Genomic DNA, 2,030 nt, shown 5'->3' with positions numbered 1-2,030 from the left:
CCTAGGCTTTGGCCACCTGTTTATTGGTTTGGGACAGATAATGTTGGTGTACCCCTCCTTGTTGATATTATTAATGGCGCACCCTTCGTCCTTGAGGTTAGCCTACTCACTGCATTATATACAACTGTATTGGGTTTACTAGCTGGTATAGTGGCTGGGTTTAAGGGTGGTTACGTAGACGCTACCTTATCCTTCATTAGTCAAGTACTCATGACTATTCCAAGCCTACTCCTAGTCATGATAATGGCAACAATGATACACACTAATAATCCACTCATATTATCAGGCATATTAAGTATAACAGGGTGGACCGGCTTGGCGCTTTCTGTTAGGTCGCAGATACTTTCAATGAGGGAGTTACCGTACATTGAGGTCTCAAGGGTGTTGGGATTATCCGGCAGCTACATACTGTTTAAGGAGATAACACCAAAAATAATGCCTTATGTTTGGATAAACTTCATACTGAACATGGAGGGGGCGGTATATGCCTCAGTGGGCCTATACTTCCTAGGCCTACTACCATTCCAAAACTACAATTGGGGTGCATTAATAAGCCAAGCATTAGCCTATGGTGCATACTATGGTGGAAGAGCATTACCAATACTAATAGTGCCAGTTGTCTTTGTGACGCTGTACATGGTGGCTCTCATCGAGTTAGCCTACGGTATAGATGAAGTAATAAACCCAAGGTTAAGGAAGTGAGTTATATATTATAATGATTAATATTTATATTAACGTTAATCAATTTAGAGTAAGGTTTATAAAGCAGTATACTATTGGCAATACATGGCTACAAAACATACTTGGTTCAGGTGGGTCTTAGTAATCACTACAGTAGTTCTAGTAGTGGGTTTAGTGGGTCAAGTTGATTTCAGGCACACTACAGTAGGTCCAATAATTAATGCCCAACAGTATAATATTACACCATACAATACGATATACGTATTCACTATAAGGAGTCCACCTTTAACTAGTATGTCGCTTTATAATCCAAATATATTCCACGGTGGTATTGCTTGGTATGGTGTTGTTCAATCGCATGTGGCTGCAATAAACTATACCACTGGTGAGGAGGTTCCTATTTTGGCTGAGAATTGGACTCTTCAGGAGCTTCCAAATGGTACGTTGGCTATCTATATAACCCTAAGGCATAGTGGGATGAGTAATGGTCAGCCAGTCACATGTTGGGATCTTTTGGCCAATAATATTGCTAATGGCCTAATACATAATATGTGGGGTAACGTTAGTATAGTGAATAATTACACGTGCATATTCAAGATGCCTCAAGGCTACTATGCACCACCAACAAGCCCAGCTGCTGAGGCTTATGACATATTCTGGGCACTTAATTGGGGTGGTGTGGCATTAGATTGGACTTGGAATGCATGGGAACCATTAATGAAGGCTGCCTTAGCCAACTACAGTTGGGTATGGCTCTTTAACTTCGGTAACGCCACCGAGCAGGCTCAAGCTAGGAAGGTGTTAACACCGTTAATTAATGAATTATTCACTGCAACGCTACCACCTAACACACCTACAACAGGCCCATTCTACGTCTGCGATATTACGCCTGAATACATTCTTCTCTGTAAGAACCCATACTGGTATAATGCTAAAGACATTAAGGTTGATTACATAGTTCAGTGGCAGTACTCATCCATGACCCAGGTTTACGCTGCTTTGGCTTCCGGTAAAATCAGTATCTGGACCACTGGCCCTGGTTCACTATCTCCATCAATAGTGGCAACTATTTTAAGTAACCCTAATATGAAGATGTACGTTTACCCATGGTGGGGTGGTGATGCGCTTTACTTTAATTTCCTTAATCCGTGGTTGGCTATGCCTCAGGTTAGGCAGGCTATTTATTATGCTGTTAATTGGACTCAATTAGCCCAAGCAGCATACGGGCCGCAATTCATATTACCATCACCGACACCTCAAGTGGGCATTATGAATGATAAGTATCCAAGCCTAGTGCAGCAGGTCATAAGTTATTGGGCTAGTCAAGGATCACCACTAATCAACTACAC

At 41.8% G+C, this 2,030-nt stretch carries 2 protein-coding genes; both read left to right on the top strand.

The features are described from left to right. Nucleotides 1–702, top strand: a 702-nt coding sequence (locus BP896_RS00055; RefSeq protein WP_291764422.1) for an ABC transporter permease, incomplete at its 5' end; no start/stop codon positions are given. Between the two features lie 84 nt (nt 703–786). Next, a partial coding sequence (locus BP896_RS00050; RefSeq protein ID WP_291764442.1) for an ABC transporter substrate-binding protein occupies nt 787–2,030 on the top strand: 1,244 nt, incomplete at its 3' end.

It is taken from the genome of Caldivirga sp. UBA161 (genome assembly GCF_002506515.1).
In the GTDB taxonomy this organism is placed as follows: Archaea; Thermoproteota; Thermoprotei; order Thermoproteales; family Thermocladiaceae; genus Caldivirga.
This window is presented reverse-complemented; position numbering and strand designations above follow the sequence as displayed.